We start from the raw sequence: 26,693 nt of genomic DNA on the forward strand, positions 1-26,693 counted from the left end.
ACAGATGACACATGATCAACGTAGACCTGCAACAACTTATCCAGGCGCTGGACGCCGAAACCCGTCGTGACCTGGAAAGTTCTGCCGAACGCTGCGTCGCCCGTGGCGGCAGCAAGATCCTCGTCGAAGACTTGCTGCTGGGCCTGCTGGAGCGTCCGCAAGGCCTGCTCGCCCGGGCATTGCAGGATGCCGAGGTGGACGCTGGTGAGCTCAGCGCCGCGCTGCAATCGCGGGTCGAGCACAGCGCCTCGCGCAACCCGGTGTTCGCCCCGGAACTGGTGCAGTGGCTGCAAGATGCCTTGCTGGTGGCCAACCTCGAACTGGGCCAGAGCCAGGTCGAGCAGGCTGCGTTGATCCTCGCATTGCTGCGCAACCCAATGCGCTATGCCGGCAGCCGTTATCAGTCGTTGCTGGCCAAGCTGAACATCGAGCGCCTGAAAGAATTCGCCCTGTCGCAGAAAGAACAACCGGCCACCGGCAAACCGGCGGTGCCCGGCGAATCGCTGCTGGAGCGCTTCACTCACAACCTGACCCAACAGGCCCGCGACGGCAAACTCGACCCGGTGCTGTGCCGCGATGGCGCGATCCGGCAGATGGTCGACATCCTCGCCCGTCGCCGCAAGAACAACCCGATCGTGGTCGGTGAAGCCGGCGTCGGCAAAACCGCCATCGTCGAAGGTCTGGCCTCGCGCATCGCCGCCGGCGAAGTGCCGCAAGTCTTGAAAGGCGTCGAGCTACTTTCCCTGGACATGGGCCTGTTGCAGGCCGGTGCCAGCGTCAAAGGTGAATTCGAGCGTCGCCTCAAAGGCGTGATCGATGAAGTCAAAGCCTCGCCGAAACCGATCATCCTGTTCATCGACGAAGCCCACACCCTGATCGGCGCGGGTGGCAACGCCGGCGGTTCCGACGCGGCCAACCTGTTGAAACCGGCCTTGGCCCGTGGCGAGTTGCGCACCATCGCCGCCACCACGTGGGCGGAGTACAAAAAATACTTCGAGAAAGACCCGGCCCTGGCCCGTCGTTTCCAACCGGTGCAACTGCACGAACCGACCGTCAGCGAAGCAGTGACCATCCTGCGTGGCCTGGCTCAGGTTTACGAGAAGAGCCACGGCATCTACCTGCGCGATGACGCGGTGGTGGCCGCGGCCGAACTGTCTGCTCGCTATCTCGCTGGCCGTCAGCTGCCGGACAAAGCCGTCGACGTGCTCGACACCGCCTGCGCCCGCGTACGCATCAGCCTCGCCGCCGCCCCGGAAAGCCTGGAACGCCTGCGCGGCGAACTGGCCGAAGGTGGCCGTCAGCGTCAGGCCCTGCGTCGCGACGCCGAGGCCGGTCTGCTGATTGACCATGAAGCGCTGGACGTTCTGGAAGATCGCCTGGCCGATGCCGAAGAAGAAATGGTCGCTCTGGAAACCCTCTGGACTGAACAAAAGGAATTGGCCGAGTGCCTGCTGGACCTGCGCCAACAACTGGCCAAGGCCCGCGAGGACGCCGCTGTCGAACCGACCATCACGGTTGAAGAGGACGCCGAAGGCACCGTGATCGAAACGCTGCCAGTGGACGAAGCGCAAAGCGTCGAAACCCTGGAAGCCGCGCTCAACGAAACTCACAAAGCCCTGACAGAACTGCAAGTCAAAGAACGTCTGGTGAGCTTCGAAGTCTGCCCGCGTCTGGTCGCCGAAGTGATCAGCGCCTGGACCGGTGTGCCATTGGCGCAACTGGCCCGCGAACACAACGCCAAGGTCGCAAGCTTCGCCACCGACCTGCGCACGCGCATTCGTGGTCAGGAGCAAGCGGTTCATGCGCTGGACCGTTCGATGCGCGCCACCGCTGCTGGCTTGAACAAACCCGATGCGCCGGTCGGCGTGTTCCTGCTGGTCGGCCCAAGTGGTGTCGGCAAGACCGAAACCGCGCTGGCCCTCGCTGATTTGCTGTACGGCGGTGATCGTTTCATCACCACCATCAACATGTCCGAGTTCCAGGAGAAGCACACCGTCTCGCGCCTGATCGGTGCGCCACCGGGCTACGTCGGTTACGGCGAGGGCGGCATGCTCACCGAAGCCGTGCGCCAGAAGCCGTACTCGGTGGTGTTGCTCGATGAAGTCGAGAAAGCCGACCCGGACGTGCTCAACCTGTTTTACCAAATCTTCGACAAAGGCGTGGCCAACGACGGGGAAGGGCGCGAGATCGACTTCCGCAACACGCTGATCCTGATGACCTCGAACCTGGGCAGCGACCGCATCAGCGAACTCTGCGAAAACGGCGCGCGGCCGACTGCCGAAGTGCTTGAAGAAACCATTCGCCCGGTGCTCAGCAAGCACTTCAAACCGGCGCTGCTGGCGCGCATGCGCGTGGTGCCTTACTACCCGGTCGGTGGCCCGGTGCTGCGCGAGCTGATCGAAATCAAACTCGGTCGTTTGGGCGAGCGCCTGAACCGTCGTCAGCTGGATTTCACTTACTGCCAGAGCCTCGTCGATCACCTGGCCGAGCGCTGCACCCAAAGCGACAGCGGTGCGCGTCTGATCGACCATTTGCTCGACCTGCATGTGCTGCCGTTGGTGGCTGACCGTTTGCTCGACGCAATGGCCACCGGTGAAAGCCTCAAGCGTGTGCATGCGACGCTCGACGGTGACGCCAGCGTGATGTGCGAGTTCGCCTGAGGTGGGTGTGATGTTCACTCAAGTGCAGCAACCGCTGGTCTATGCCGAAGCCTTGCTGGCGCAATTCGCCAGCCTGTCGCGCGCGGCGGACGGTGCTGCGCTGCTGGGTGACTTCGTGCGTGGGTTGGCCGAGCTCAGCGGTTGTGAGTTGACGCAGTTGTACCTGCTGGACGCGACTCACACTTGCCTGGGGATGAACGCCGAGTGCCTGAACGGCATTCTGCAACCCCGGGAAGGGGCGAGCCTGCCGGCGGATTACAACGGTGAACAACTGCTGCAATTCGCCCTGTGTCAAAACCGCGTGGTGTGCCTCAGCGAGCTGAGCGGCAGCCTGCACGAAACCAGTTTTCTGCCGCTCCAGGCCACGCCCTGGCAGTCGCTGTTGTGCGTGCCGCTGGTCAATCAGCAAAAGGCTGTCGAAGGTTTGCTGCTGTGTGCCAGTCGCCGGCAGATCGACCTGCAAGGCTTTGCCGATTCCCTCGGTCAACTGGGCTCGTTCGTGCTCGGCCAACTGCACTTGCTGCAGCGCTTGCGTCAACCGAGCGGCGATACACGGCCGGCGCCGGTCAACGTTCCGAGCGCCAGCGGTTATGGCTTGATCGGTAAAAGCGCGGCCATGCGCCAGACCTATTCGCTGATCAGCAAAGTCCTGCACAGCCCGTACACCGTGCTGCTGCGCGGCGAAACCGGCACTGGCAAGGAAGTGGTTGCGCGGGCGATCCACGATTGCGGCCCGCGGCGGTCCAAGGCGTTCATCGTGCAGAACTGCGCGGCGTTCCCCGAGAACCTGCTGGAAAGTGAACTGTTCGGCTACCGCAAAGGCGCCTTCACCGGCGCCGACCGCGACCGTGCCGGGCTGTTCGACGCGGCCAACGGCGGCACCTTGTTGCTCGACGAAATCGGCGATATGCCGTTGTCCCTGCAAGCCAAGTTGCTGCGGGTGTTGCAGGAAGGCGAGATCCGCCCGCTGGGTTCCAACGACACCCACAAGATCGACGTGCGCATCATCGCTGCGACGCACCGGGATTTGTCGGTGCTGGTCAGCGAAGGCAAATTCCGTGAGGACTTGTACTACCGCCTGGCGCAATTCCCGATCGAACTGCCGGCGTTGCGTCAGCGCGAAGGTGACATCCTCGATCTGGCACGGCACTTCGCTGACAAGGCCTGCTCGTTCTTGCAGCGCGATGCGGTGCGCTGGTCCGACGCGGCGCTGGATCACCTGTCCGGTTATGCCTTCCCCGGCAACGTTCGCGAACTCAAAGGTTTGGTCGAACGCGCGGTGCTGTGTTGTGCGAAGGCGGCGAGTTGCTGGCCGAGCATTTCTCCCTGCGCATGGAAGCCATACCGGAAGACAGCAGCCTGAACCTGCGCGAACGCCTGGAGCAGGTCGAGCGCAGTTTGCTGCTCGATTGCCTGCGTAAAAACGACGGCAACCAGACCCTCGCGGCCCGCGAACTGGGGCCTGCCACGCCGCACGCTGCTGTACCGCCTCGGACGCCTGAATATCAATTTGGGTGACTTCGATGGTTAGGCAACAGACCGTCGATTTCACCGCGTCCGCTTATTTCAGCGCCGCCCAAACGGGCTGGCGCTTTGTGCTTTGTCTACCCCTGGAGACCCTCTGATGCCTGTTCGTCACTGGCAAGCCGTCCTGCTGACCCTCGTCGTTCTATGCGGCCTCGGCGGCTGTAGCGGCAATTACAAATACAACGACAACACCTATCGCCCATTGGGTGATCCGCAGGCGGTCAATCGCGGCAAGTGACCGCAAGGAGTATCACCATGGAACTGGTTTTCGAAATGCTGAACACCAAGCAGTTCGTGCCCACGGATTTGTGCCAGAAGACCTTCAAGCAGGCCGGTGGCGTAATCGGCCGGGGCGAGGATTGCGACTGGATCATCCCCGACCGCAAGCGTCACCTGTCCAACCACCACGCGGTGATCAGCTACCGCGAAGGCACGTTTTTCCTGACTGATACCAGCAGCAACGGTATCCAGGACAGCGAAAGCGGCGCGCGCCTGCGCAAGGGCGAGCCGATGCGCATCGAGCACGGCAGCGTGTACGTGCTGGGTGACTTTGAGATCCGTGCGCGGCTGGTGCGCGACCCGGCGACCTTCGATGTTGAAGTTGGCCGTCCGCAGGCTGCGGGCAGCATCATTCCGGACGATGCCTTCCTCGACCTCGACCCGCTCAATGCCCTCGACCAGCAAGAGCGCGTGTACTCGGAAATCGACGAGCTGATTTCCCCGAGCACGGTGATTGAGGACACCCGTCAGCGTGCCGACTACGCGCGCATCGACATGGAAAGCCTGATGGTCCCGGAGCTGATCGATGCCCCGGCAGAGCCAGCACCGGCGCCACCACCAAAAGCGGTCGAACGTCAGAGCGAAGGTTTCTGGGAGCACTTCGGTGCGGCGTTGGGCGTGGACCTCAAAGACCTCGACCACGACGCCCGCGAAGCCCTGGCGCTGAACGCCGCGCGCCTGCTCAAGCAAAGCGTCGGCGGTTTGCAGCAGAGCCTGCGCACCCGCAGCGAGCTGAAAAACGAACTGCGCCTGGCCCAGACCACCGTGCAAGGCACCCACAAGAATCCACTGAAATTTGCCGTCGATGCCGGTGAAGCGCTGGGCATTTTGTTGCAGGGCAACAAGCCGGGCCAATTGCCGGCGGAGCAAGCGATCTCCCGCGCGTTCCGCGATTTGCAGGCGCATCAAGTTGCCTTGCTGACCGCCAGCCGCGCCGCCGTTCGCGGCACCCTGGAACATTTCTCGCCTCAACAGCTGACTCTGCGTTTCGAACGCGACAGCAAGCCGTTGCTCGCCACCTCCGGCAGTCGCTGGAGAGCCTACGGGCGTTACCACCAGGCTCTGCGTCTGGACGATGACTGGAGCGAACGCCTGCTGGCCCGCGACTTTGCCCAGGCCTACGAAGAACAGATCCGCCTGATTTCCACCCTTCACACCGACCACCAAGGATGATGCGCATGTCTCGCTGCTCCACCGCTTTTTTCAAGACGCTGACGGCGCTCATTGCCCTGGTGCTGTTGGCCGGATGCTCGTCGTTGTCGCCTTATTCCAAAGTGACCAAAGTTAACCTGAAGCTCACCGGTAGCGATCAACTGAACCCGGACCTCAACGGGCGTCCGTCGCCAATTGTCGTGCGTCTGTTCGAGCTCAAGCATCCGGTGACGTTCGAGAACGCCGACTTCTTCAGCCTGTACGAACGCGCCAAAGAATCCCTGGTCCCGGACCTGGTGGCCAGCGAAGAACTCGAGCTGCGTCCGGGTGAAACCGTCGAACTCAAGCTCAGCGTGGAAGAGGGCAGCCGTTACGTAGGCGTGCTCGCGGCCTACCGTGACCTGCCGGAAACCAAATGGCGCTACACGGTGCAAATCACTCCGCTGGAAGTCACCGTGGCTGACCTGACCCTCGATCAGGCCGGCATCCGCAATACCCATGAAACGCTCGCCAAGGCGGATGACTGATCATGAATTCCCATAAAGTCATTTGGCAGGAAGGCATGCTGCTGCGTCCGCAGCACTTCCAGCACAACGATCGTTACTACGACCACCAGATGAAGACCCGCACCCAGTTGCTGGGCAGCTACACCTGGGGCTTCCTCAACCTGGACATCGACTTGCAGTTCCTCAACATGGGCAAACTGGTGATCAGCCAGGCCTCGGGGATTCTGCCGGACGGCAGCCTGTTCGAACTCGGCGGCAACACCGAGCCGTTGGCGCTGGACGTGCCGCCGAACACTGGCAACACGCCGATCTACCTGGCGCTGCCGCTGGTCACCGGCAACCACATCGAGTCTCGCCGCCCGGAGCAGTCCGACGTGCTGGCGCGCTACACCGCGTACGACGCGGAAGTCGCCGACTCCAACGCCGGCGACGACTCCGCCAGCCAGGTCAGCTGCGGTCGTCCAGACTTCAAATTGTTGCTCGGCGAGCAGCAGAGCGACCAGGCCTACGTGAAGCTGAAGATCTGTGAAGTGCTCGACACCACGCCCGACGGCGTGATCAGCCTCGATCCGGACTTCGTACCGACCTACATTCAGGCGCACTCGTCCAGCTACCTGCTGTCGTGCCTCAAGGAAGTCATCAGCATGCTCGGCCACCGGGGCGACACCATCGCCGACCGGATCCGCTCCAACGGCAAGGTCGGCGGCGCGGAAGTCGGCGACTTTATGATGCTGCAACTGATCAACCGCACCGAAATGCTGCTGCGCCATTACCTCGGCCTGGAACAGGTTCACCCGGAAGAGTTGTACCGCACGCTGCTGACCATGCTCGGTGATCTGGCGACGTTTTCCAGCGAGAGCAAGCGCCCGCGTCTGGACAGCCGTTACCAGCACAGCGACCAGGGCGCGAGTTTCCGCAAACTGATGGAAGCGATTCGTCAGGTGCTGTCGATGGTGCTCGAACAGCACGCCATCGAACTGGTACTGCAAGCGCGTCAGTACGGGATCATCGTATCGCCGTTGCACGACCACAAACTGCTGGGCTCGGCCTCGTTCGTACTCGCGGCCAGTGCCAACTGCGACTCCGAAGAACTGCGCCATCGCTTGCCGGCGCACCTCAAGGTCGGCCCGGTGGAGCGCATCCGCCAACTGGTCAACCTGCATCTGCCAGGTATCAAGGTCAAACCGTTGCCGGTGGCCCCGCGGCAGATCGCGTTCCACTCCAACAAAACCTATTTCATCCTCGAACTCAGTTCCGAAGACCTGGCGCAACTCGAGCGCTCCGGCGGCTTCGCGTTCCATGTGTCCGGCGAATTCGCCGAGCTTGAACTGAAATTCTGGGCCATCAGGAACTGACCGACATGATCAAGGACATGGAATACAACCAGGACGACAAAACCGTCCTGCTCGACCGCCAGGGCCACGGCCCGGCGTCGAGTCCGCTGACTGACTTCGCTGCACCGCCGCGTTTCGAACAGCTGGAAGAGCGGATGATCTACGCCGCGCGCTTGCGCCCGGCCGAAGCGTTCAACATCAGCCTCAATTCGCTGGTGGCGGCGGCGTCCGAGCTGCTGTCGGAAGTGGTGCGCCTCAAGCACAGCGACACCCGCGAAGACCTGTACGCGCTCAACGAGCGGCTGACCGCCGGGCTGAAACTGTTTGAAGTGCGGGCGCTGCACAACGGCGCTGAAAGCAGCCAGGTGATGGCCGCCCGTTACGTGCTCTGCACTGTGGTCGACGAAGCCGTCGTCACCACGCCGTGGGGCAACGAAAGCGAGTGGTCGCAGATGAGCCTGCTCAGCAGCTTCCACAACGAAACCTTCGGTGGCGAGAAGTTCTTCCAGCTGCTGGATCGCCTGTCGAAAAACCCGGTCAAGCACCTGCCGATGCTGGAGCTGATGTACCTGTGCCTGTCACTCGGTTTCGAAGGCAAGTACCGGGTGCAAGCCCGCGGCATGCTCGAACTCGAAGGCATCCGTGACGCCTTGTATCGGCAGATCCGTCAACTGCGCGGCGACGTGCCTCGTGAGCTGTCGCCGCATTGGGAAGGCTTGAACGATCAGCGCCGCAGTCTGGTGCGCATCGTGCCGGCGTGGATGGTGGTGCTGTTCACCGTGGTCTGCCTGGTGGTGATGTATTCGGGCTTCGCCTGGGTGCTGGGCGAGCAACGCGAAACCGTTCTGCAACCTTATCAGCAGCTTGATCCGGCCACGGTTCAGCCGCAGCCGTAAACAGGGACGTGTGATGAAAAAGTTTTTCAAGAAAGTCGGCGCATTCCTGCGCCAGACCTGGGTCTGGACCCTGTTGCTGGTGCTGTTCGTCGCGCTGCTGGTGTGGTTCGTCGGGCCGCTGCTGGCGGTCAATGACTACAAATTCTGGGAAGGTTCGACCTCCCGCCTGCTGACCATCAGTGTGCTGTTCCTGATCTGGGGCCTGACCATGGTCTTCGTCAGCTGGCGCGCCGGTGTGCGCAAAAAGGCTGTGGAAGAAACCGAAGACGGCCAGGACCGTATCCGCCGTGAAGAGCTGATCGACGAAGAGCAGAAAGAGCTTCGCGTACGCTTCAAGGATGCGTTGAAAACCCTGAAGACCTCGAGCCTGTATCGCGGTCGCAGCGAGCGCTGGCGCAGTGATTTGCCGTGGTACTTGCTGATCGGTCCGCAGGGCAGCGGCAAGACCAGCCTGCTGGACTTCTCGGGCCTTGAGTTTCCAATCAACAAGATCGACCGCAAACTCACCCGCGACACCCTTGGTACTCGGCATTGCGACTGGTACTTCGCCGACCACGGTGTGCTGATCGACACCGCTGGGCGCTACCTGACCCAGCCGGATGCCGAAGTCGATGGCAGCGCCTGGAGCACCTTGCTTGACCTGCTGCGCAAGCGTCGTCGCAACCGTCCATTGAACGGCGTGCTGGTGACCATCCCGGTGGAAACACTGCTGGGCGGCAGCGAGCAAGACCTCGACACCCTGGCCCGCCAGGTGCGTGCGCGTCTGCAAGACGTGCATCAGAAACTGCACGTCGACGTGCCGATTTATCTGGTGCTGAGCAAAGCCGATCGCCTGCTCGGTTTCGACGAGTTCTTCGATCAGCTGACCCGCGAAGAAAGTGATCAGGTGCTCGGCACCAGCTTCCGCAAAGAACAGAGCGGTACTGACGTCGCCGTACTGCGCGCCGAGTTCGAAGAGCTGCTGCGTCGCCTGAACAGCCAGGTGATCATGCGCATGCACCAGGAGCGCGACACCCAGCGCCGTGGTCGGATCCTCGACTTCCCGCATCAACTGGGGCAGATCGGCGAGCGCCTGTGCCTGTTCGTCGACATGGCGTTCACCGGCAACCGCTACCAGCGTGTCAGTCAGTTGCGCGGTTTCTACCTGACCAGCGCACCGCACCTGACTCAAGAGATGGACCAGACCACCGCCGGCATCGGCGCCAATCTGGGTATGAACGCCGGTGTGTTGCCGACCCTGCGCAGTGGCCGTTCGCGGTTCATTCACCATTTGCTCAGCCGGGTGATTTTCCCCGAGGCCGATCTGGCTGGTCTGGACAAACGTGAACGCAGCCGCATCCACTGGGGCCAACGTGCGTTGTACGTGGGCGCATTGGCGGCACTGGCGCTGTTCGGCATGCTCTGGGCCGGCGGTTTCTCGGCCAACTATGAGCGTCTGGAAAACCTGCGCTCTCTGGCGCAAACCTGGAAGCAACAACGCTCGGCGCTGACCGCTCGCGATGATTCCATGGCGGTGCTCAAGACCCTCGACACCAGCTATGCGGCCACCCAGGTGTTCCCGAACAAAGGTGACGTGTCGTATCACGAGCGCGGCGGCTTGTACCAAGGCGAAGACGCCAATCCGGTGGTCAAGAGTGCCTACGAGCGTGAGCTTGAAGCGCAACTGCTGCCACGGGTCGCGACGCTGCTGGAAGGGCAGATTCGCGCCAACATGAAGGATCGCGAACGCCTGCTCAACAGCCTGCGCGCGTACCTGATGCTGAACATGAAAGATCGCCGCGATGCTACGTGGCTCAAGGATTGGGTCGCCACTGACTGGTCCCTGCGCTACGCCGGCAACACCGCGGTGCAGAACGGCTTGAACACCCACTTCGAGCGTTTGCTCAAGCAGCCATTTATTTACCCGCTGAACGATCAACTGGTGACTCAGGCCCGTCAGGTGCTGCGCAGCGAGTCGCTGGCCAACGTGGTTTACCGGATGCTGCGCGAACAGGCTCGCAATCTGCCGGAATACCGATTCAGCCAACACTTGGGCCCACAGGGTGCGCTGTTTGTCGGCACCGATTACGTGATCCCGGGGTTCTACACCCAACAGGGTTATCAGCAGTACTTCTCGGTCCAGGGCACTGCACTGGTCACCGATATCCTGCGTGACAACTGGGTGCTGGGCGAGGGCTCGGGCATCAGCGGCATGGACTTGCGTCGCCTGATGGTCGAACTGGAGCAGTTGTATTTCCGCGACTACGCCAACTTCTGGAGCGAAGCGGTCGGCCAGGTTGCCTTGCCACCGATCAACGACGCCGGTGAAGGCGCCGAGCAACTGGCGGGCCTGACTTCCGCCAACTCCCCAGTGCTGCAACTGCTGGTGGAAGTGCGTGAGAACACCCGTTTCCCGGTCATCGCAGACAGCGCTGATGAAGCCGCCGAAGCGGCTGACAAGCTGGGCGAGAAGGGCGGCAAGTTGGGCAAACTCGCTGCGGCTGCCGCGGACAAAGCGTCGGACATGGCCAAGAACTTGCCGGACACCGCGAAGAAATCCCTGCAACGTCGCTTCGAACCGCTGCACCGCTTGCTGGATGACAACAACGGCCCGGCCGCTGACCTGACACCGGCCCTGACGGCGCTCAACGACCTGCAACTGCAACTGTCGAGCCTCGCTCGCGCCAGTGCGCCGGACCAGGCTGCGTTCGAAATGGCCAAGACCCGCATGAGCGGCCAGCGTGATGCGCTGAGCAACTTGCGCAACGCGTCGAACCGTCTGCCGCGCCCTGTCAGCGTGTGGTTCAACGTGCTGGCCGAAGACACCTGGCGTCTGGTGCTCAACGATTCCTACCAGTACCTGAACCAGCGTTATCAGAGCGAGCTGTACAGCTTCTACGGCAAGGCGATCAACAAGCGTTACCCGTTCAGCGCCCACAGCACCAGCGATGTCGCGATCAGCGACTTTCGCGAGTTCTTCAAGGCCCAAGGCATCGCCGACCGCTTCTTCGAGAACTACATGCGTCCGTTCGTGAGTGGCGATCCAGGCAACTACCGCCTGCGCAGTATTGACGGTCACAGCATGCCGATCTCCAAGGTCTACCTCGACCAGATGGCCGCGGCACAAGTGATCCGCCAGAGCTTCTTCGCCAGCAACCCGGCCGAGCCGCAAGTGCAGTTCAAACTGGAGCCGTACACCCTCGACCCGGCCGTCAGCCGTTCCGAATTCAAGTTCGGCGACAAGACCATTGAATACCGCCACGGCCCGATCGTGCCGGTGTCGTTCAAATGGCCGACCGACGCCGAAGACGGTCGCACCAGCCTGGTCCTCGACAAGATGGCCGGCCGCCCGATCGGCATCGAGAAGAACTCCGGCCCATGGTCGCTGTTCCGTCTGTTCGACCTGATGCAGACCGAGTACTTGATGGGTCGCGACGTGTTGGTGCTCAAGGCTGACGTGGGTGGCCTGCGCGCCAACTACTTGCTGTCGAGCCAGCGCACGCCGAACCCGTTCGACATGGGCGTGTTGCGCACCTTCCGTATGCCGGTGCAGCTCTGATGCTGGTTGCCAGTCCCTGGCGCAGCGCTGCGCGTACCGATCCGGGCAAGGTTCGGGCGCGCAACGAAGATGCCTTTCTCGACTGCCCACAGCAGGGGCTGTGGGTGGTCGCGGACGGCATGGGAGGTCATCAGGGTGGCGACATCGCCAGCCAGTTGATCGTCGCCAGCCTGGCGGAATTGCCGGTGCAAAATGACTTCGACGAACGACTCAAAGGTATTCGCCAGTGCCTGCACTGGCTCAACCGCCGCTTGGGTCAAGAGTTGACCGTCACCGCCGGGCGCCACGACAGCATCATGGGCAGCACCGTGGTGGCGCTACTGGTGGAAGGCAATCGCGCGGCCTGCATCTGGGCCGGCGACAGCCGCTGCTACCTGTGGCGCGGCCAGCGTTTGTATCAGCTGTCCAAGGACCATTCGCTGCAACAGCAATTGATCGACGAACAGAACATGAGCGTCGAAGACGCTCGCGCGCATCCTGCTGCTCATGCGCTGACCCGTGCGGTCGGTGCTGCCGAGCAACTGACGCTGGATGTGTTGGAACTCGAGGTCTATCCCGGCGATGCGTTTCTGTTGTGCAGCGACGGTTTGTATCAAGGGTTGAGCAGCGACGCCCTGGGCAACGCCCTGAGCCTGACCGCGCCGCACGTTGCGCTGGAGCGTCTGTTCGACGGCGCTCTGCGTGGCTCGGCCCGGGACAACCTGACTGCCGTGGTGATCCGCCAATGACCGAATTCATGCCACCGTTCGACGACCTGCTGGTGACCGAGGAAGAAGCCAATAACCTGACTTACTTCGCCTTCGCCAAGCCTCTAAACGGAAAGCCGCATAAGGCTGAGCCTGCGTTGGCGCCGACCCGGGCCAGCGTCGGTGAACTGCCCGACGTGCTGGCGGGGCGTTACCGCATCGAGCGCCTGCTCGGTGCCGGTGGCATGGGCGCGGTTTACCGTGCACGGGACTTGCTGAGCGAACAGTTCGGCGATCCCGACCCTTACATCGCGCTGAAAATCCTCAGCGAAGAATTTGCCGAATCGCCGGACGCCAGTGCCTTGCTCTACAGCGAGTTCGCCCTGACCCGACGACTGCGCCACGACAACGTGCTGCGACCGCACACCTTTGAAGTGGACACCGACTGCCAGCGCGCCTTCATCACCATGGAACTCATGCGTGGGCTGACCCTGGACAAATTACTCTGCGAGCGGCCCCTGGGCCTGCCGTGGAAAGAACTGCGTGACATCGCGCTGCCGCTGCTCGACGCGCTGGCCTACGCCCACGCTCGCGGCGTGCTGCACGGTGACATGAAGCCGAGCAACGTGATGCTCAGCGAAGACGGCGTGCGCCTGTTCGACTTCGGCCTCGGCCAGGCGCAAGAGGGCATCTTGCCCGGCCTGCCGCACCTGAGTCGCAACCGCTTCAACGCCTGGACCCCCGGCTACGCCGCCCCCGAACTGCTCGAAGGCCAGACGCTGTCGGCCAGCGCGGACGTGTACGGCGTGGCCTGCGTGATCTACGAATTGGCGGGCGGCAAACACCCGTTCCGCCGCTTGCCCTCGACCGAGGCCCGCGACGGGCATCTGGAGCGCGAGCTGCACGCACCAAAGAATCTACCGAAACACTGCTGGCCAGCCCTGCGAAAGGCGCTGGCTTTCGATGCGGCCAAGCGCACCATCACCGCCGCCCAATTGCGTGACGCCATGGGCGCCACTTCGTCTTTGCTGCAACGCCTTCGACTGCGGGCGTAACGGATGACTACCGAACAGGGAGCAAGCAATGTTCAACTCAGCTAACGAAACGCACTTCAGCCTCACAGTCGAAGACTATGCCGGCGACCTGCAAGTGCTGTCGTTCACCGGCACCGAAGGCATCAGCCAGCCGTATCGCTTCGACCTCGAACTGGTCAGCGAAAACCCCGACCTGGATCTGGAAAAGCTCCTGCACAAACAGGCGTTCCTGGCATTCGACCCGAAAGGCAGCGGCATCCACGGCCAGATCTACCGCGTCGCCCAAGGCGATGCCGGCAAGCGCCTGACCCGCTACAAAATCTCCCTGGTGCCGCACCTGCAATACCTGCATCACCGCACCAACCAACGCATCTACCAACAGATGTCGGCGCCGAAAATCATCGCCCTGATCCTCGAAGAACACGGCATCAAAGGCAACGCCTACCGCTTCCAGCTGAGCACCCCGTGCCCGGACCGCGATTACTGCGTGCAATACGACGAAACCGACCTGCACTTCGTCCAGCGCCTGTGCGAAGAAGAAGGCATTCACTACCACTTCCAGCACAGCGAAAAAGCCCACCTGCTGGTGTTCGGCGACGACCAGACCGTGTTCCCCAAACTCGGCCAGCCCACCGCCTACGTGCAAGGCAGCGGCATGGTCGCCGACGAGCCAGTGATCAAAGGCTTCAAACTGCGCCTGGAAACCCGCACCGGCCGCGTCACCCGCCGCGACTACGACTTCGAAAAGCCCAACCTGCGACTCGAAGCCGCCTACAAACCCGACGGCGAAAGCACCGAACCAGACCTCGAAGACTACGACTACCCCGGTCGCTTCCTCGACCGCGCCCGCGGCAAATTCCTCAGCCAGCGCGCCCTGGAACGCCACCGCGCCGACTACCAGCAAGCCGAAGGCCATGGCGACCAGACCACCCTCGTCAGCGGCCATTTCCTGGAAATCTCCGACCACCCACGCACCGAGTGGAACGACCTCTGGCTGCTCACCGAAGTCGTCCACGAAGGCAAACAGCCGCAAGTGCTCGAAGAGTCGGTCACCAGCGACACCACCGACAACAAAGACGACTTCCACCAGGGCTACCGCAACCGCTTCCTCGCCACCCCGTGGAACGTGTTCTACCGCCCGGCCCTGGAACACCCAAAACCACGCGTCCTCGGCAGCCAGACCGCCATGGTCACCGGCCCCAAAGGCGAAGAAATCCACTGCGACCAATACGGCCGAATCAAAGTGCAATTCCACTGGGACCGCGAAGGCCTGGCCGACGACAAAACCAGCTGCTGGATGCGCGTTTCTTCAAGTTGGGCAGGTGATCGTTATGGCGCCATCGCCATTCCGCGTATTGGTATGGAAGTGTTGGTGACCTTCCTTGAAGGGGATCCTGACCAGCCGTTGGTGACCGGGTGTCTGTACCACAAGGAAAACCAGGTTCCCTACGACCTGCCGGCGAACAAGACGCGCACCGTGTTCAAAACCCTCAGCTCACCGGGGGGCGGTGGGTACAACGAACTGCGGATTGAAGATAAGAAAGGGGCGGAGCAGATCTTTATTCATGCCCAGCGGGATTGGGATGAAAACATCGAACACGACCAGAAGATTCGCGTGGGCAACGAACGCCACGACACTGTTGAGAAGAACACTTACACCGAACTCAAAGCCGAAGAACACCGCACCACCATCGCCGACCGCAAGACTGAAGCGCGGATGGATGACCACCTGACGGTTGGGCAGAACCAGCACATCAAGCTGGGGACTGCGCAGCTGACCAGTGCCGGGAAGGAAATACACCTCAAGGCTGGGGACAAGATTGTTATCGAAGCGGGGATGGAACTGACGGTAAAAGCGGGCGGTAGCTTCATCAAGCTGGATGCGGGTGGGGTTACCGTGGTTGGGCCGGTGGTGAAGATTAATGCGGGTGGGTCGGCTGGGAGTGGGACGGGGATTGGGATTAAGCCACCGGTGCTGCCGGGGGCGGCGGATAAGGATAAGGCGGGGAGTTTGATGGATCAGGCGTTGGGGAATGCGCCGCCTGAGAAGGTTAAACCGAAGGCTTTTTTTGTGTTTTCTGAGTGATGAAGTTCGTGATGACAACAAACAAAAATGCAAGGCAGTTCAAGTGGTGCTCCATCGCACTGCTGACGTTGGGTATGTGCAGCGGCGCCGTTGCCTCATCGCCCAGTGACCCGCAATGCCCGAGCGGCAACTTTGCAGAGTTCGCCCAGGTTTTCTCATCCCAACCTGAGATACAGAAGGCATTTATTGCCTCGTCCGTTCAGGAACTTCGAGTGGTTGCCGATGGCGACAAGCCAAAGGTTGTCCAGGGCAAAATCAAAGCGCTGGACGCTGCCGAGTTGAACGTTCTTGTGCCGGAAAATGCTGCTGCGTCGAGCCTAACTATTAAGGTCGATTTACCGAACAAGCTGATCGTTCGTGACCAGGCAGGCAAATTTCTAAAGGTTTTCGTCTTCAAACACGGCGACTGTTGGGTTCTGGATCGTGTCGAAGATTGGTCGCTTGAAAACGTATCTGATGTTGTGTCTCGAACAGAGAAACTATTGCCAGGTCAGCGAGAGCTGAGGAAAGGTGCATGGTTTGACAGGCTGGCTAATCATGCATCGCCTGAATCGGGTGTTTATTTGTACGCAGCAGCACTGGATAGCTACTTGGCCGGAGCGCAAGAAGGTTCGCCGCAAGCTGCACTCGCTGCTGCGGGAATCAGTCTTTCTGGGCAAGCTCCCCGCCTGGATAACAGCAAAATTGTGGATCTTTTGATTGCTGCTTCAAAAAGCATTCCAGACGCAGGCGTGACGCTTGCGAATTTTTACTGCGATGAGGGTGAATACGACGACAAGCACGTCTGTATCAACCCGCAACAGTCAATGGCTGCATTGGAAAGCGCCGCGAGCCGAGGCTCGGTAGATGCGCTGAGCCAACTTGGCGAGGTGTATGAAGTCGGCACCGTCGTCCCTGCTGACCTGCCCCGAGCAATGGCGTGTTATCAGGAGGTTCAGAAAAAGGATCCTGAGTCCGGCACGCGAGGTGTTGACCACTTAGCGGCCCAAGGCGTCGTCGCTGATAACTCAATTCAATGTCTTAAAGCAGGGAGCTTCCGATGAGTACCGGACTACTCGAACAGCGGGCTAACTACCCGCATACCCAATATGAATACGGTCCAGCGAAAGGTTACGCCGATGCCGACGGCGACGGTCGAAAGGAAATCGACTGTTCAGGTCTGTTGTACCGAATGCTGAAGGACGCGGGATATTCAATTCCATACCTGACAACGGGACAGCTGAATGTTGACGTAACCCATTTTGACGTCATTCCGCTCGCGAGCGTCGAGCCCGGTGATATTGCACTCTGGATCAATTTCCACGGGCATACCGGGGTAGTCGAGGACATCAACTCTGTACGGACCGCGGGGAATTTTTTCGGCTCGCAATCTTCTTCTGGGCCGAAATCAGCTAAATATGGGCACCAGAGCGGTTACTGGCCGATGCCAGAAAAGTTTTTGCGTCCGAAGGCTCAATACAGAACTGATGCACAACCTGCGCCAGCGGCTGCACCCACCCCAGGAACTGCTCCGGCGGGATCCGCACCCCTGATGAATTTTCAATACCCCTTCCGAAAGGCTGACGGGAAGCAATTCACTGACGCAGAGGAAGTTTACAAAACGCTCGAAAATGAGAAGTCAGGTCATTACTTGTTGGGTAGCAACAAATTTTGGCATGGCGGCATCCACATCAGTGATGCAAGTGCTCCGCAATGCGTACTGAATGAGCCGATACGCTGCATGGCCGATGGCAAAGTCGTTGCGTATCGCCTTAACGAGGATTATCTGGAGTCGACCTTCGGTGACAATGAGAAAAAGCTGAAATATTCCAACTCCTTCTGCCTGGTGCGTCACGAGTACAAGTCGGCACCCAATCCGGAAGAAGGGCCGAACAAAGGCAAGCAAAACAAGCTGAACTTCTTCAGTCTGTACATGCATTTGCTGCCTTATAAGCGCTATCCACTATCCGAGGAAGAAACACCAAAACCCAAAGTAACCATGAAGGTAAATGACTTCAAGGCATACGACGAGTTTCCCGAAACAAGCAGCGTTCAGTCTCCCGGAAAACTGGCTATGGGCACCAAGCTTGAGGTGCTGGAGCAGAGAAGCGTCGGTAACGTCACCTATGCTAAAGGAAAAATCCTTTCCGGCAGTGTAAAGAACGGGTCACACAAAGTTCGTGAAGCAGGGAGAGAGGTTTGGTTCGCCTATTTGAAGAATGGTGCACCTTACCAAAACTCCCAACCCAAACGTATTTGGCTCGCGGACGATGTACCGGAACGTGCCAAGCCAAAGTATTGGCAAGGGAAAGTAAAAGCTAGGACGTGCAAACGCTTGGCTATGTATGCCGCACCAGCGAACCCTACGGATGGGCAACCTGCAGGTGCGCGTATAGAAGAAAGTCGTGAGATAACGGTCAGCAGCACTATTGCGTTCGATAGCAAGGATGTTGTGAGCTTGGTTCTCGACAACAAATTGCGGCGAATGGCCCCATGTACACCGGTGGAAGCTAGCATATGGACAGGCACGGGGAGCGTACCATCAAATTTCTGGGCCATTGTCGAAAGCGATCCGGATAGCCAGTACGTGCAGTGGGAGACGCTCACGCCTACAGAATTTGAGGTTGTGACGACTAGCATTGGAATCAAGGCTGGTGACCCGATCGGCTATTTGGGGCAAACGGAAAATCTCACTAGCCAGCAAGGCGCGTCGGACAGCAAGTTTCAGGTTCACGTCGAAATATTCACCGCCGAATCGGAAGTGAAAGACTTCCTTAAAAACCTCGCTGGTCTGAAAACAGGCAAACAGTACCTGCACTTGCCGACCGGAACGGAGCTCAAGAAGACACCCCCGGCGACGGGCATGACAGTGCTCAAACTCGACCATGCTGTCGACCTCAGTAAGGCTCCGGTCATAAAGGAAGGTACTGAAGACTGGTACAAGGTCAGTGTTACCGAGGACGCTCAACCGGTCAGCGGACTAGTGAAAAAAGCAGGCGCCCAAATCGTCACCCAGCACGACTGGGAAAAATTGGGATTCCATATTGTTGAAGAAACAAACGCTATGGCAGACGGTTTCCTCGACCCCGAAGACATGCCGCAGTTCTTCAAAGATTTGCTCATGAAAATTGATAAAAACCATGATGGTGAAGTCGATCCCGGCGAGCTCGCCGACGCGTTGAAGAATATTGATACGAGAGATCAGTGGGCGAAGCTTATTGCTCATCATCCGACTGAATGGAAGGACAAAGCAGAGTCGGCTAAGTGGAGTAAGTTGGATAAGTTGTTGGAGTCATCACCCAAAACGTTGAAGCATGAAAAAGAAAGAATAAGCAAATATGTGTTTTGGGATGAGCTTGTTGGCGAGGCTGCTATTGGTTCAGAAGTGGTTTGGCACTTTCATCCAATAGAATTTGTTGCTGGATTTACATCCGCTACTGCGGAGCTTTTGTCGTACGATCAAATGAAAAAAATGTTCCCGGAGTCGTCAGAGGAAAAGCGAGAAGAGGTGCGGGGGCTGTTCAATAAATATGCCGATCGTTTTGAAATTAATACAATTCCTAGAATTGCTCAGTTTTTTGCTCAAGTTAAAACAGAAGTTGGAAATGCTTTGGTTGGTAAAGTGGAAGACTTATGGTATTCCGCAGAAGCGCTCAGATCTAAATTTGGGCGGTATTTTAATACATATCCAGCGGAAGCGGATCAGTACGGGTATAAGCGTATCGAAATGGCGCAGTATAACGCTCTTAGTCCGGCTGCAAAAAGTGCCTATACCATTCGAAAAAATAAAGCTTATTCTCAGTTTCCAAATGAAGATGAAATCGCGAAACGCATTTACTGTTGCTGCTCCCCTCAGGGCAATTTTGTATTGACTGCGGGTGGCTGTGTGGAAGGTATAAAGTATAAAGGTAAAGGATTTATTCAACTAACATGGAAGTCTAACTATAAAGCCGTGGAAGATTTGTTAAGGGCGAAGCTGCCGGAGGAGACCATTAACATGGTTGATAATCCCGATCAGTTGCTCGAAACGAAAATAGGCCTTATATCTGCGATGGGTTTTTGGGAGCTAAATAAGCTGAATGATCTTGTTGCACCTAATACAACCTCTACAGATAAAATAACAGAAGTTGTGAATAAGCATACTAATAGTTATGGCGAGCGGCGAAGTAATTTTACAGTCATATATCAGGAGATAAATCAGTGAGCGGATTCGTGAAAAACTGTCGTTTTTTGATATTTGTTCTTTTAGGGGGTGGAAGCATTTCCGTTTCCGCAGATCAAGTGTTCAATCCACCTGCGGCCTCGGAGATATTTAAAGAGTTTGACATTGGTTTGCTTCCGAATAAAAGCAGCCAAAAACTATTGATTTTGAAAAGTGAACCCGGCGATAGGGCTCAACGCTTACTTGTGACGGCAATCGTCGACTCTAAGCAGTCCGTAATTGTTGAGGCGCCAACTGCGTTGCCATTAATCAAAAATGCTTATTCCCCAGCAAGTTATGATGGATTTGAAGTTGGCGTCTTAAAGGGATCAGAAAAAACTATCAGTGTAGTGGATGCGCAAGCAGAAATGGTCTCATTCAAGTATGCTTCCACGAAGCCTGGCGCAATTGTCTACCTGAATACAAAGGAAGAAGACAACGCCAAGTATACCTTTAATCTTCAGTTTCAATATGACGCTCAGTCGGAGAAGGTTGTTATGAATAATCTTTTTCTGGTGGTTAACAATGAGTCCTGTGATAGGTCGCTTGTAAGCGTTTATGCAATTCCTTCGAATGCGCTTATGTCTAAATCACTCGAAACGTTTTCGGGAGCTGAAGCATTCGAGTATTTAAAGAGGCTTCATGTCGAAGCTCAGCGTTCAGACGTTAAGCGTGAAAAGCTTATGTCAGTGGCGGTAGCTTCAAATTTTGATCAGGCGCTATTGGCATACAAAAATGGTGATAAGGTAAAATTCAAGGAGCTTATGAGTTATCTAGTTGTAGATGGTGGCGAGGATGAGACGTGTGCGCCAGATACTTATATAGTTGAAAAGTACTATTATTCAAATATGGTTGGTTGGTCTAATGATCTTGGCTTTTTATTTGCTGAGGCTGGTTACTATGGTGAGGCAATCGAACTGCTAAAACAGGTAGTCGCACAGAATCCGAACAGGATTGTTGCTTATCTAAATCTGGCGGATGCTTATTGGGGGGGCAGATAAAAAAGACTTGTCTACTGAGAACTATAAAAAATACAGCGCATTGATGAGTCGATCGGGCAAGGCAGCAAAAATCCCTAAAAGAGTTAGTGAGCGCAGCTAAAACCTGTCGAGCCGTAAAAAGGGGCGGATTTATTTGTGGGGGTAGATTTAACTTTCGATAAATAAACCTATCCTCTTTGTTCGGTTCGGTTCGGTTCGGTTCGGTTCGCTTTGTTCGTTGTCCAGGGAGATATTTTTGAGCTTTAACAGCCGTTGGTTATATGTAATTCTGTTGCTGGTGTCTTCAGCGTGGGGCGAGGGTAAAAAGCTCGCATGCGATGCGGATACCAATATTTGCTCTGTGGCCATTGCAGAGAATTATTGTGGGTCTGACGGTGTAGCCAAGTCCAAGTGGGACATCCGAAGTGGATATTATGTACTGAGCTGTGAGTGTGACTGCACTACTCAGGAGAATAGCTTCTGGTTTGTAAGTCAGGATGGAAAAGTTAAAACTCTTGAGGCGAGTAAGGTTGTAAGTGCGGTAGATGTTGTAAAAAATAAATCGGGTGTTCCTGACTCATTCGGAACGGTACCCTACTGTAAAGCACTAAAAATAAATCAGGATCGACTTGTTTATTTGCAGAAGGGGCCAGGTGCCTCTGAGTCATCGCAGCCGTACTGTTATTCAGTCGTTGAGCAAGATGCAGCGGAAGCCTGTACGACTGAAGACTGCATGCAGAAACAAAGACTGGTAGAGAAAACTGTTGCGAGCCTGAAAGGTGAGATTCTGACAGAGTTTAAGAATGCAACATCTCGGCTTTATAAAAATAAAGAAGCGTTCGTGAGTTTTCCGAAACGAGGTTTTATAGAGAAGTATATAACTGACCATGGTTACTCGAGTGGTGACCAGCAAAGCTTCAATGATATTGCTTATTTTTGGCAGCAGGCTGGATTCAATGAGGATGCTATTTGGTTGTTGGGAAAAGTCATTGCCGATAATCCGAAACGAGTCGTGGCCTATCTCAATATTGCAGATGCATATTGGTCGGAAGGCGACAAAGCTACCGCCGCGAAAAACTATAAAACGTATAACGAGCTCATGATCATAGGCGGTAAACAGCAAAAAATCCCTGAGCGTGCGAAGGAGCGTAGTGTTCTGAAGTAGAAAGAAAAGGGGGGGGCGATTTGTGAGTTGGCTTTTGTTGAGGTCCGTATATAAAACGGTCTTCTTATTTTCCAGTTAATGGTAAAAGGGAATTTTCCATGAATCAGCGTCTGCTCGCGGGCAGCCTTTCGCTGCTGCTCTCGTTTCCAGCCTTCGCCGCGCCTTCGGATGCCTACACCCAACGCGATGTCATGCAGTGTGGCGGCGTTGAAGTGGTGTTGGTGTCGTCCTGCCGATCCGTGACGGTGCAGGACACTGAAATCCACGTAATCCCGGTCTGCTCCGACCAGACAATCAACATCGGCGGCAATGTGTTTCGGCGCAACATCGACAAAGTTTCACAGCTCACGTCCGACGGTGCGAAGACGAAGATGTGTAACCGCTCCATGAACCCCACATTCAAAGTGCATAGCCGATCACGGATGCTGTGCTCCCGATTCCCTCAGGAGCCAGCTCGCCATGATGCGACCCGACGCCAAAGTCGAAAAAGTCTATCTCTACCCCAAGCCCGTGGACTTCAGAAAGTCCATTGATGGCCTCGCTGCGCTGGTCGAGCTGGATATAAAAGTGGCGGTGTTCGATCCCGTGCTCTTCGTCTTTCTCAACAAGCCCCGTAACCGCGTGAAGATTTTGTACTGGGAGCGCAACGGCTTCTGCCTTTGGCTTAAGCGCTTGGAGTCCGAACGATTCAAAACATCGCCTGATCTCAGCGATGAAGTGATCGTTCTGACCGTCCAGGAACTGAACTGGCTGCTTGACGGTTTTGACCTGTGGCGCAACCGTCCTCACCAGGTTTTGACCCCACGCTACGTAGCCTGACCCGGTATAATCCGGGCCATGATTTCTCTGCCCGACGACCTTCCTGATGACCCCGTTTTGCTCAAGCAGATGCTGCTTGATGCACTCAATCGCCAGGGAGAAGTGGTCCAGTCTTACCAGACTCACATCGTTGACCTGAAAGAACAGATCAAGCTGTTGCGCGACCGCTTGTTCGGGCGTAAGTCCGAGCAGACAGCGGAGCCCAATACGCCGCAACTTGCACTGTTCAATGAGCCCGAGAGCGAGCCGATGCCGTTGATCGGCGATGTCGAAGAAGAAGTCGTTGCCCCGGTGTCGCGCCGTGGTAAACGCAAGCCATTGTCGGCTGAGTTGCCGCGTGTCGAGGTGATCCACGAACTGCCCGAGCACGAACTGACCTGTGCCTGCGGTTGCCGCAAGCATGTGATCAGCGAAGAAATCAGCGAACAGCTGGATATCGTGCCGATGCAGATCCGTGTCATCAAACATATCCGCAAGGTTTATGGTTGCCGTGACTGCGAAACGGCACCGGTCACCGCCGACAAACCGGCTCAACTGATCGAAAAGAGCATGGCCAGCCCAAGCGTGCTGGCAATGTTGCTGACCACCAAGTATGTCGATGGCTTGCCGCTGCATCGTTTCGAGACGGTGTTAAGTCGACACGGCATCGATATACCAAGGCAAACACTGGCTCGCTGGGTGATCCAGTGCAGCGAACACTTTCAGCCACCTGAACCTGATGCGCGACCGATTACTGGAAAGCCCGGTGATCCACTGCGATGAAACCCGTGTTCAAGTATTGAAAGAGCCAGATCGAGACCCGACCAGCCAATCCTGGATGTGGGTACAAGCCAGCGGCCCGCCAGATCGCAAAGTCGTATTGTTCGACTACACGTCCAGCCGTGCGCAGGAGGTTCCGTTGCGTCTGCTGGAAAGTTATCGCGGCTATGTTATGACCGATGATTACGCGGGCTATAACGCCTTGGCGTTGCAACCGGGGGTCGAACGGCTGGCCTGCATGGCCCATGCGCGACGCAAGTTCGTTGAAGCGCAAAAAGTGCAGCCCAAGGGCAAGACTGGGCGTGCGGATATCGCGCTGACGATGATCAACAAGCTGTACGGCATAGAACGTGAGTTGAAGGACGCCAACGATGAGCTGCGGTTTATCGGACGCCAGGAAAAGAGCCTGCCTATCCTGACTCAACTGAAAAGCTGGCTGGATAAAACCCAATCCCAAGTGACGCCGCAAAGTGCACTGGGCAAGGCTGTGCATTATCTGGCGAACAACTGGAGCCGGCTGGAGCGCTATATCGAAGCCGGTTATTTACCCATCGACAATAACGCCGCTGAAAGAGCGATCAAGCCGTTTGTCATCGGGCGCAAGGCCTGGTTGTTCAGCGATACCACCAACGGCGCGACCGCCAGCGCGCAGATCTATAGCCTGGTCGAGACCGCCAAGGTCAACGGCCAAGAGCCCTATACGTGGCTGCGCCACGTACTGGAGCGGTTACCGCACGCTTCATCGATAGAGGACTACGAAGCTTTGCTGCCATGGAACTGCTCCCCGGAAATGCCACGGTAAATCGCTAACCCATCCTTAGGTAGGTGGGGTTCATGGATCGCATACGAAGATGTTGAGTAATGTGGTCGTGGCGATGGATTGCGTGAAAGGAACCAAGGGCAGCCTGGTTTCAATTGGCGGTTATGGCGGGTGCGGATCCTGCCCTGAATGGCGCGGGTATTACTCCACGGCCGGCCGGTTAGAGCATTACAGCTACAGCAATAGCTATCGGTCGTTTGGTTCGAAAGGTTCTTGGGAGGGGCTGATCGAGGCTTATGGCGTCACGAAGAGACAACTGCAATCGGAAAGCCCTGCAGTGAAAAGGATCGTTTATGGCCAGCCTTAAGTGGGTGTTGATGTTCGGCAGCCTGTTTGCCGCCAGAGCCTTTGCCCAAGACCTGCCAATAGTCGGTGTCGGCGGGCACGCAGTGACGTTTCGGGCGACAGAATGGACGATGCCCGGTGTGGAGTCGGCGACTGCTTGGTTCACCGCAAGTGGTAAAACGTTCCCGCTCTTCAGCATCGACGTTGGTGCTGATGGGCACTCCGGTTGGCTCAGTCCTGACAAGAAAACCTTGTTGCTCGACCCGGTGAGCTTCGGCATGTTGTCGGTCGAGAGTGGTGAAGAAAAACTGGTGTCGCAACAGCATTGCGATGTGATCTCGATGGAGAGCGGTTGCGTGCTGGCTGAGCGTTCTGCCAGCTTTTGTGTCGGTAAATGGGTGGGCAATCAGTGGGTTTCCAACGACGGTGAAGTGTTCAATCCCGTCCTGGAGACGAAGCCCCCAAAGGACTTGTTGAGGCATGTCGTGGACATCGAGCCGGCGCAGTCCCGCGCGGAATCCATCGTATGGAGCCTGAGCTTTTTGAGTCCGGAGTCCTACATGGCGTGTCATCCCCCGGCGCAATATCTTCAGGCGTTCAACGACCTTGGTTTTTACCTCGCCGAGGGCGGTAACGATGAGCTTGCGCTGAGGTTTTATCGCGGCGTTGAGGCGGTCGGCAAGCGCACGGTGTTGATGTTGAACATGGCTGATTCGTTGTGGCGACTGAACAGGAAAGACGAAGCGCAGTGGTATTACCGCGAGTACGGCGAAGCGATGACTGCCGCCGGTAAGGCGCAGAAGATTCCGCAACGCGTAGCTGAGCGATCCGTAAATCAAGGAATGAAAAATTGAACAGGACGGAGAGAAACGTCGAGTCTGATTCATCGTAAAAAGATCACCGGTATATGGCTTTGATGATTTGTTCAATGTCGTGGATCAACAGGGAAGTGAATGGAAGTGGCCAGGTTTTTTAGTTGTGTGTGCGTACTTGTATCAATCATCGGTTTTGCATCACAACCGGTGTCAGCCAATGACCTACAAACCATCGATCAAATGCATCCACCGGTGGTGGCTTCGGTGGGTGAGCAGAAAATCACGGTATTTTTCTTGAAGAACACGCTCAAAGGTCAGACGACAGGCGCGTACGTTCCCAATGGTGAAGTTTTCTACGCAACGATGAGTGCTACGAAACCAGAACTCACTTATGTGGCGCCGGTCATTGGCGAACAGATAGTGTCGGTGTTCTTCTTCGAGCGTAAATTTCCTGAGCGAGCGGGGAAGTCCCTGTATGTGCTCACGAAAAACAAGGAGTCGGCCCGCTTCGAGGGCTACTCCTATTCGACGCTGGAGTTACCACTGATTAAGGGCGGGGATCAGTTGTCTTTGCGATTTTTTCGCGGTGATCCGCCAGATCCCGAATTGCAGGACTGTCGCGACGGGCGAGACCTGGAAGGGGGGGCAGATCTTGAGTGTGCTTACAAGGATGCGGCGAGTATTAAAAAGCGTCTGGCAGACTTGGATGCAAAGATTATTGCGGATTCAAAACTGGAACATGGCATCAGCCAGGAGCCGCGCAAAATCGGTGGTAACGCGGCCGATATTGCTTGTCCCTCGAACGAGTTTTCAGCGTTCCTCGCAGCTTTTTCCGAGCGCGCAGACGTGCAAAAAACGTTCGTTCAACAGCCGCTGCAACTTGTCACGACTGTGGCGGGAGATCCCGAGCCTGAGATGGAAAAGCGCAGTGTCAGCGGCGATCAGATCAAGTTTCCAATCATCCCGGATCGTGTGAAACGAGAGGCCGATGGTCTTACGTTGACCGTCAAGGACGAGCGGGGCAACAACGCCACGGCGATCCTGCAGAAGCCGGATACCGATTATGTCTTCGAGTATCAGTTTGTTCGTGGGCAATGTTGGCGGCTTGCAAAAGTCTCGGATTTTTCACTTTAGGCATGCGGTAAGCTCTACTGAGAGCACGACATCGTTTT

General features: G+C 57.3%; 18 protein-coding genes and 2 pseudogenes. All 20 read left to right on the forward strand.

Annotation, left to right across the window (positions count from 1 at the left end; translation table 11 throughout):
* Window positions 1–11: 11 nt before the first annotated feature.
* The 20 genes and pseudogenes from tssH (at window position 12) to PSH65_RS00810 (ending at window position 26,655) form a co-directional block, all read left to right on the forward strand.
* A complete protein-coding gene (gene tssH, locus PSH65_RS00715) occupies window positions 12–2,660 on the forward strand; it encodes a type VI secretion system ATPase TssH (RefSeq protein WP_305424497.1) in 2,649 nt (882 codons plus the stop codon).
* A 10-nt stretch (window positions 2,661–2,670) separates the two neighbouring features.
* Window positions 2,671–4,191 (forward strand): annotated as a pseudogene (locus PSH65_RS00720) (sigma-54 interaction domain-containing protein).
* A gap of 93 nt (window positions 4,192–4,284) precedes the next feature.
* Window positions 4,285–4,425 carry a hypothetical protein gene (locus PSH65_RS00725; protein ID WP_007894589.1) on the forward strand — a complete coding sequence of 47 codons (141 nt, stop codon included), beginning with the start codon at window positions 4,285–4,287 and terminating at the stop codon, window positions 4,423–4,425.
* Between the two features lie 17 nt (window positions 4,426–4,442).
* Window positions 4,443–5,639: a type VI secretion system-associated FHA domain protein TagH gene (gene tagH, locus PSH65_RS00730; protein WP_305424498.1), complete on the forward strand. Its 1,197-nt coding sequence runs from the start codon at window positions 4,443–4,445 to the stop codon at window positions 5,637–5,639.
* 5 nt (window positions 5,640–5,644) lie between these two features.
* Window positions 5,645–6,145, forward strand: coding sequence for a type VI secretion system lipoprotein TssJ (gene tssJ / locus PSH65_RS00735; protein ID WP_008007643.1), 501 nt, complete (start codon window positions 5,645–5,647; stop codon window positions 6,143–6,145).
* A 2-nt stretch (window positions 6,146–6,147) separates the two neighbouring features.
* Window positions 6,148–7,479, forward strand: coding sequence for a type VI secretion system baseplate subunit TssK (gene tssK, locus PSH65_RS00740; protein ID WP_305424499.1), 1,332 nt, complete (start codon window positions 6,148–6,150; stop codon window positions 7,477–7,479).
* Between the two features lie 5 nt (window positions 7,480–7,484).
* A complete protein-coding gene (gene icmH, locus PSH65_RS00745; RefSeq protein WP_305424500.1) occupies window positions 7,485–8,354 on the forward strand; it encodes a type IVB secretion system protein IcmH/DotU in 870 nt (289 codons plus the stop codon).
* A gap of 13 nt (window positions 8,355–8,367) precedes the next feature.
* Window positions 8,368–11,892: a type VI secretion system membrane subunit TssM gene (gene tssM / locus PSH65_RS00750; protein ID WP_305424501.1), complete on the forward strand. Its 3,525-nt coding sequence runs from the start codon at window positions 8,368–8,370 to the stop codon at window positions 11,890–11,892.
* Complete coding sequence (locus tag PSH65_RS00755) at window positions 11,892–12,620, forward strand: PP2C family serine/threonine-protein phosphatase (RefSeq protein WP_305424502.1); 729 nt, start codon at window positions 11,892–11,894, stop codon at window positions 12,618–12,620. The genes tssM and PSH65_RS00755 overlap by 1 nt, the downstream gene beginning before the upstream one ends.
* On the forward strand, window positions 12,617–13,633 hold the full coding sequence (locus PSH65_RS00760) for a serine/threonine-protein kinase (protein ID WP_305424503.1): 1,017 nt from the start codon (window positions 12,617–12,619) through the stop codon (window positions 13,631–13,633). The genes PSH65_RS00755 and PSH65_RS00760 overlap by 4 nt, the downstream gene beginning before the upstream one ends.
* Window positions 13,634–13,661: 28 nt before the next feature.
* On the forward strand, window positions 13,662–15,698 hold the full coding sequence (locus PSH65_RS00765) for a type VI secretion system tip protein VgrG (protein ID WP_305424504.1): 2,037 nt from the start codon (window positions 13,662–13,664) through the stop codon (window positions 15,696–15,698).
* A gap of 11 nt (window positions 15,699–15,709) precedes the next feature.
* On the forward strand, window positions 15,710–16,741 hold the full coding sequence (locus PSH65_RS00770) for a sel1 repeat family protein (RefSeq protein ID WP_305424505.1): 1,032 nt from the start codon (window positions 15,710–15,712) through the stop codon (window positions 16,739–16,741).
* On the forward strand, window positions 16,738–19,881 hold the full coding sequence (locus PSH65_RS00775) for a hypothetical protein (protein ID WP_305424506.1): 3,144 nt from the start codon (window positions 16,738–16,740) through the stop codon (window positions 19,879–19,881). Before PSH65_RS00770 ends, PSH65_RS00775 begins: the two co-directional genes overlap by 4 nt.
* The gene (locus PSH65_RS00780) at window positions 19,878–20,879 is read left to right on the forward strand and encodes a tetratricopeptide repeat protein (RefSeq protein WP_305424507.1); all 1,002 of its coding nucleotides are present in this window, start codon (window positions 19,878–19,880) and stop codon (window positions 20,877–20,879) included. Before PSH65_RS00775 ends, PSH65_RS00780 begins: the two co-directional genes overlap by 4 nt.
* 235 nt (window positions 20,880–21,114) lie before the next feature.
* On the forward strand, window positions 21,115–22,023 hold the full coding sequence (locus PSH65_RS00785) for a type IV pilus biogenesis/stability protein PilW (RefSeq protein WP_305424508.1): 909 nt from the start codon (window positions 21,115–21,117) through the stop codon (window positions 22,021–22,023).
* Between the two features lie 459 nt (window positions 22,024–22,482).
* On the forward strand, window positions 22,483–22,842 hold the full coding sequence (tnpB, locus tag PSH65_RS00790; protein ID WP_049285761.1) for an IS66 family insertion sequence element accessory protein TnpB: 360 nt from the start codon (window positions 22,483–22,485) through the stop codon (window positions 22,840–22,842).
* 18 nt (window positions 22,843–22,860) lie between these two features.
* Window positions 22,861–24,403, forward strand: a pseudogene (locus PSH65_RS00795) (IS66 family transposase).
* A 49-nt stretch (window positions 24,404–24,452) separates the two neighbouring features.
* Entirely contained in the window at window positions 24,453–24,728 is a 276-nt protein-coding gene (locus PSH65_RS00800; protein WP_305424509.1) for a hypothetical protein, read from the forward strand.
* Window positions 24,715–25,560 carry a type IV pilus biogenesis/stability protein PilW gene (locus PSH65_RS00805; RefSeq protein ID WP_305424510.1) on the forward strand — a complete coding sequence of 282 codons (846 nt, stop codon included), beginning with the start codon at window positions 24,715–24,717 and terminating at the stop codon, window positions 25,558–25,560. Before PSH65_RS00800 ends, PSH65_RS00805 begins: the two co-directional genes overlap by 14 nt.
* 99 nt (window positions 25,561–25,659) lie before the next feature.
* Complete coding sequence (locus tag PSH65_RS00810) at window positions 25,660–26,655, forward strand: hypothetical protein (RefSeq protein ID WP_305424511.1); 996 nt, start codon at window positions 25,660–25,662, stop codon at window positions 26,653–26,655.
* Window positions 26,656–26,693: the final 38 nt, after the last annotated feature.

The organism is Pseudomonas sp. FP603, assembly GCF_030687415.1.
In the GTDB taxonomy this organism is placed as follows: domain Bacteria; phylum Pseudomonadota; class Gammaproteobacteria; order Pseudomonadales; family Pseudomonadaceae; genus Aquipseudomonas; species Aquipseudomonas wuhanensis.

Coding starts and splice junctions, on each gene's coding strand:
- PSH65_RS00765 (WP_305424504.1), top strand. CDS start 13,662: ATGTTCAACTCAGCTAACGAAACGCACTTCAGCCTCACAGTCGAAGAC.
- PSH65_RS00775 (WP_305424506.1), top strand. CDS start 16,738: ATGAGTACCGGACTACTCGAACAGCGGGCTAACTACCCGCATACCCAA.
- PSH65_RS00800 (WP_305424509.1), top strand. CDS start 24,453: ATGTTGAGTAATGTGGTCGTGGCGATGGATTGCGTGAAAGGAACCAAG.
- tnpB (WP_049285761.1), top strand. CDS start 22,483: ATGATGCGACCCGACGCCAAAGTCGAAAAAGTCTATCTCTACCCCAAG.
- tagH (WP_305424498.1), top strand. CDS start 4,443: ATGGAACTGGTTTTCGAAATGCTGAACACCAAGCAGTTCGTGCCCACG.
- PSH65_RS00755 (WP_305424502.1), top strand. CDS start 11,892: ATGCTGGTTGCCAGTCCCTGGCGCAGCGCTGCGCGTACCGATCCGGGC.
- tssH (WP_305424497.1), top strand. CDS start 12: ATGATCAACGTAGACCTGCAACAACTTATCCAGGCGCTGGACGCCGAA.
- PSH65_RS00805 (WP_305424510.1), top strand. CDS start 24,715: ATGGCCAGCCTTAAGTGGGTGTTGATGTTCGGCAGCCTGTTTGCCGCC.
- tssM (WP_305424501.1), top strand. CDS start 8,368: ATGAAAAAGTTTTTCAAGAAAGTCGGCGCATTCCTGCGCCAGACCTGG.
- tssJ (WP_008007643.1), top strand. CDS start 5,645: ATGTCTCGCTGCTCCACCGCTTTTTTCAAGACGCTGACGGCGCTCATT.
- tssK (WP_305424499.1), top strand. CDS start 6,148: ATGAATTCCCATAAAGTCATTTGGCAGGAAGGCATGCTGCTGCGTCCG.
- icmH (WP_305424500.1), top strand. CDS start 7,485: ATGATCAAGGACATGGAATACAACCAGGACGACAAAACCGTCCTGCTC.
- PSH65_RS00810 (WP_305424511.1), top strand. CDS start 25,660: ATGGAAGTGGCCAGGTTTTTTAGTTGTGTGTGCGTACTTGTATCAATC.
- PSH65_RS00770 (WP_305424505.1), top strand. CDS start 15,710: ATGACAACAAACAAAAATGCAAGGCAGTTCAAGTGGTGCTCCATCGCA.
- PSH65_RS00760 (WP_305424503.1), top strand. CDS start 12,617: ATGACCGAATTCATGCCACCGTTCGACGACCTGCTGGTGACCGAGGAA.
- PSH65_RS00725 (WP_007894589.1), top strand. CDS start 4,285: ATGCCTGTTCGTCACTGGCAAGCCGTCCTGCTGACCCTCGTCGTTCTA.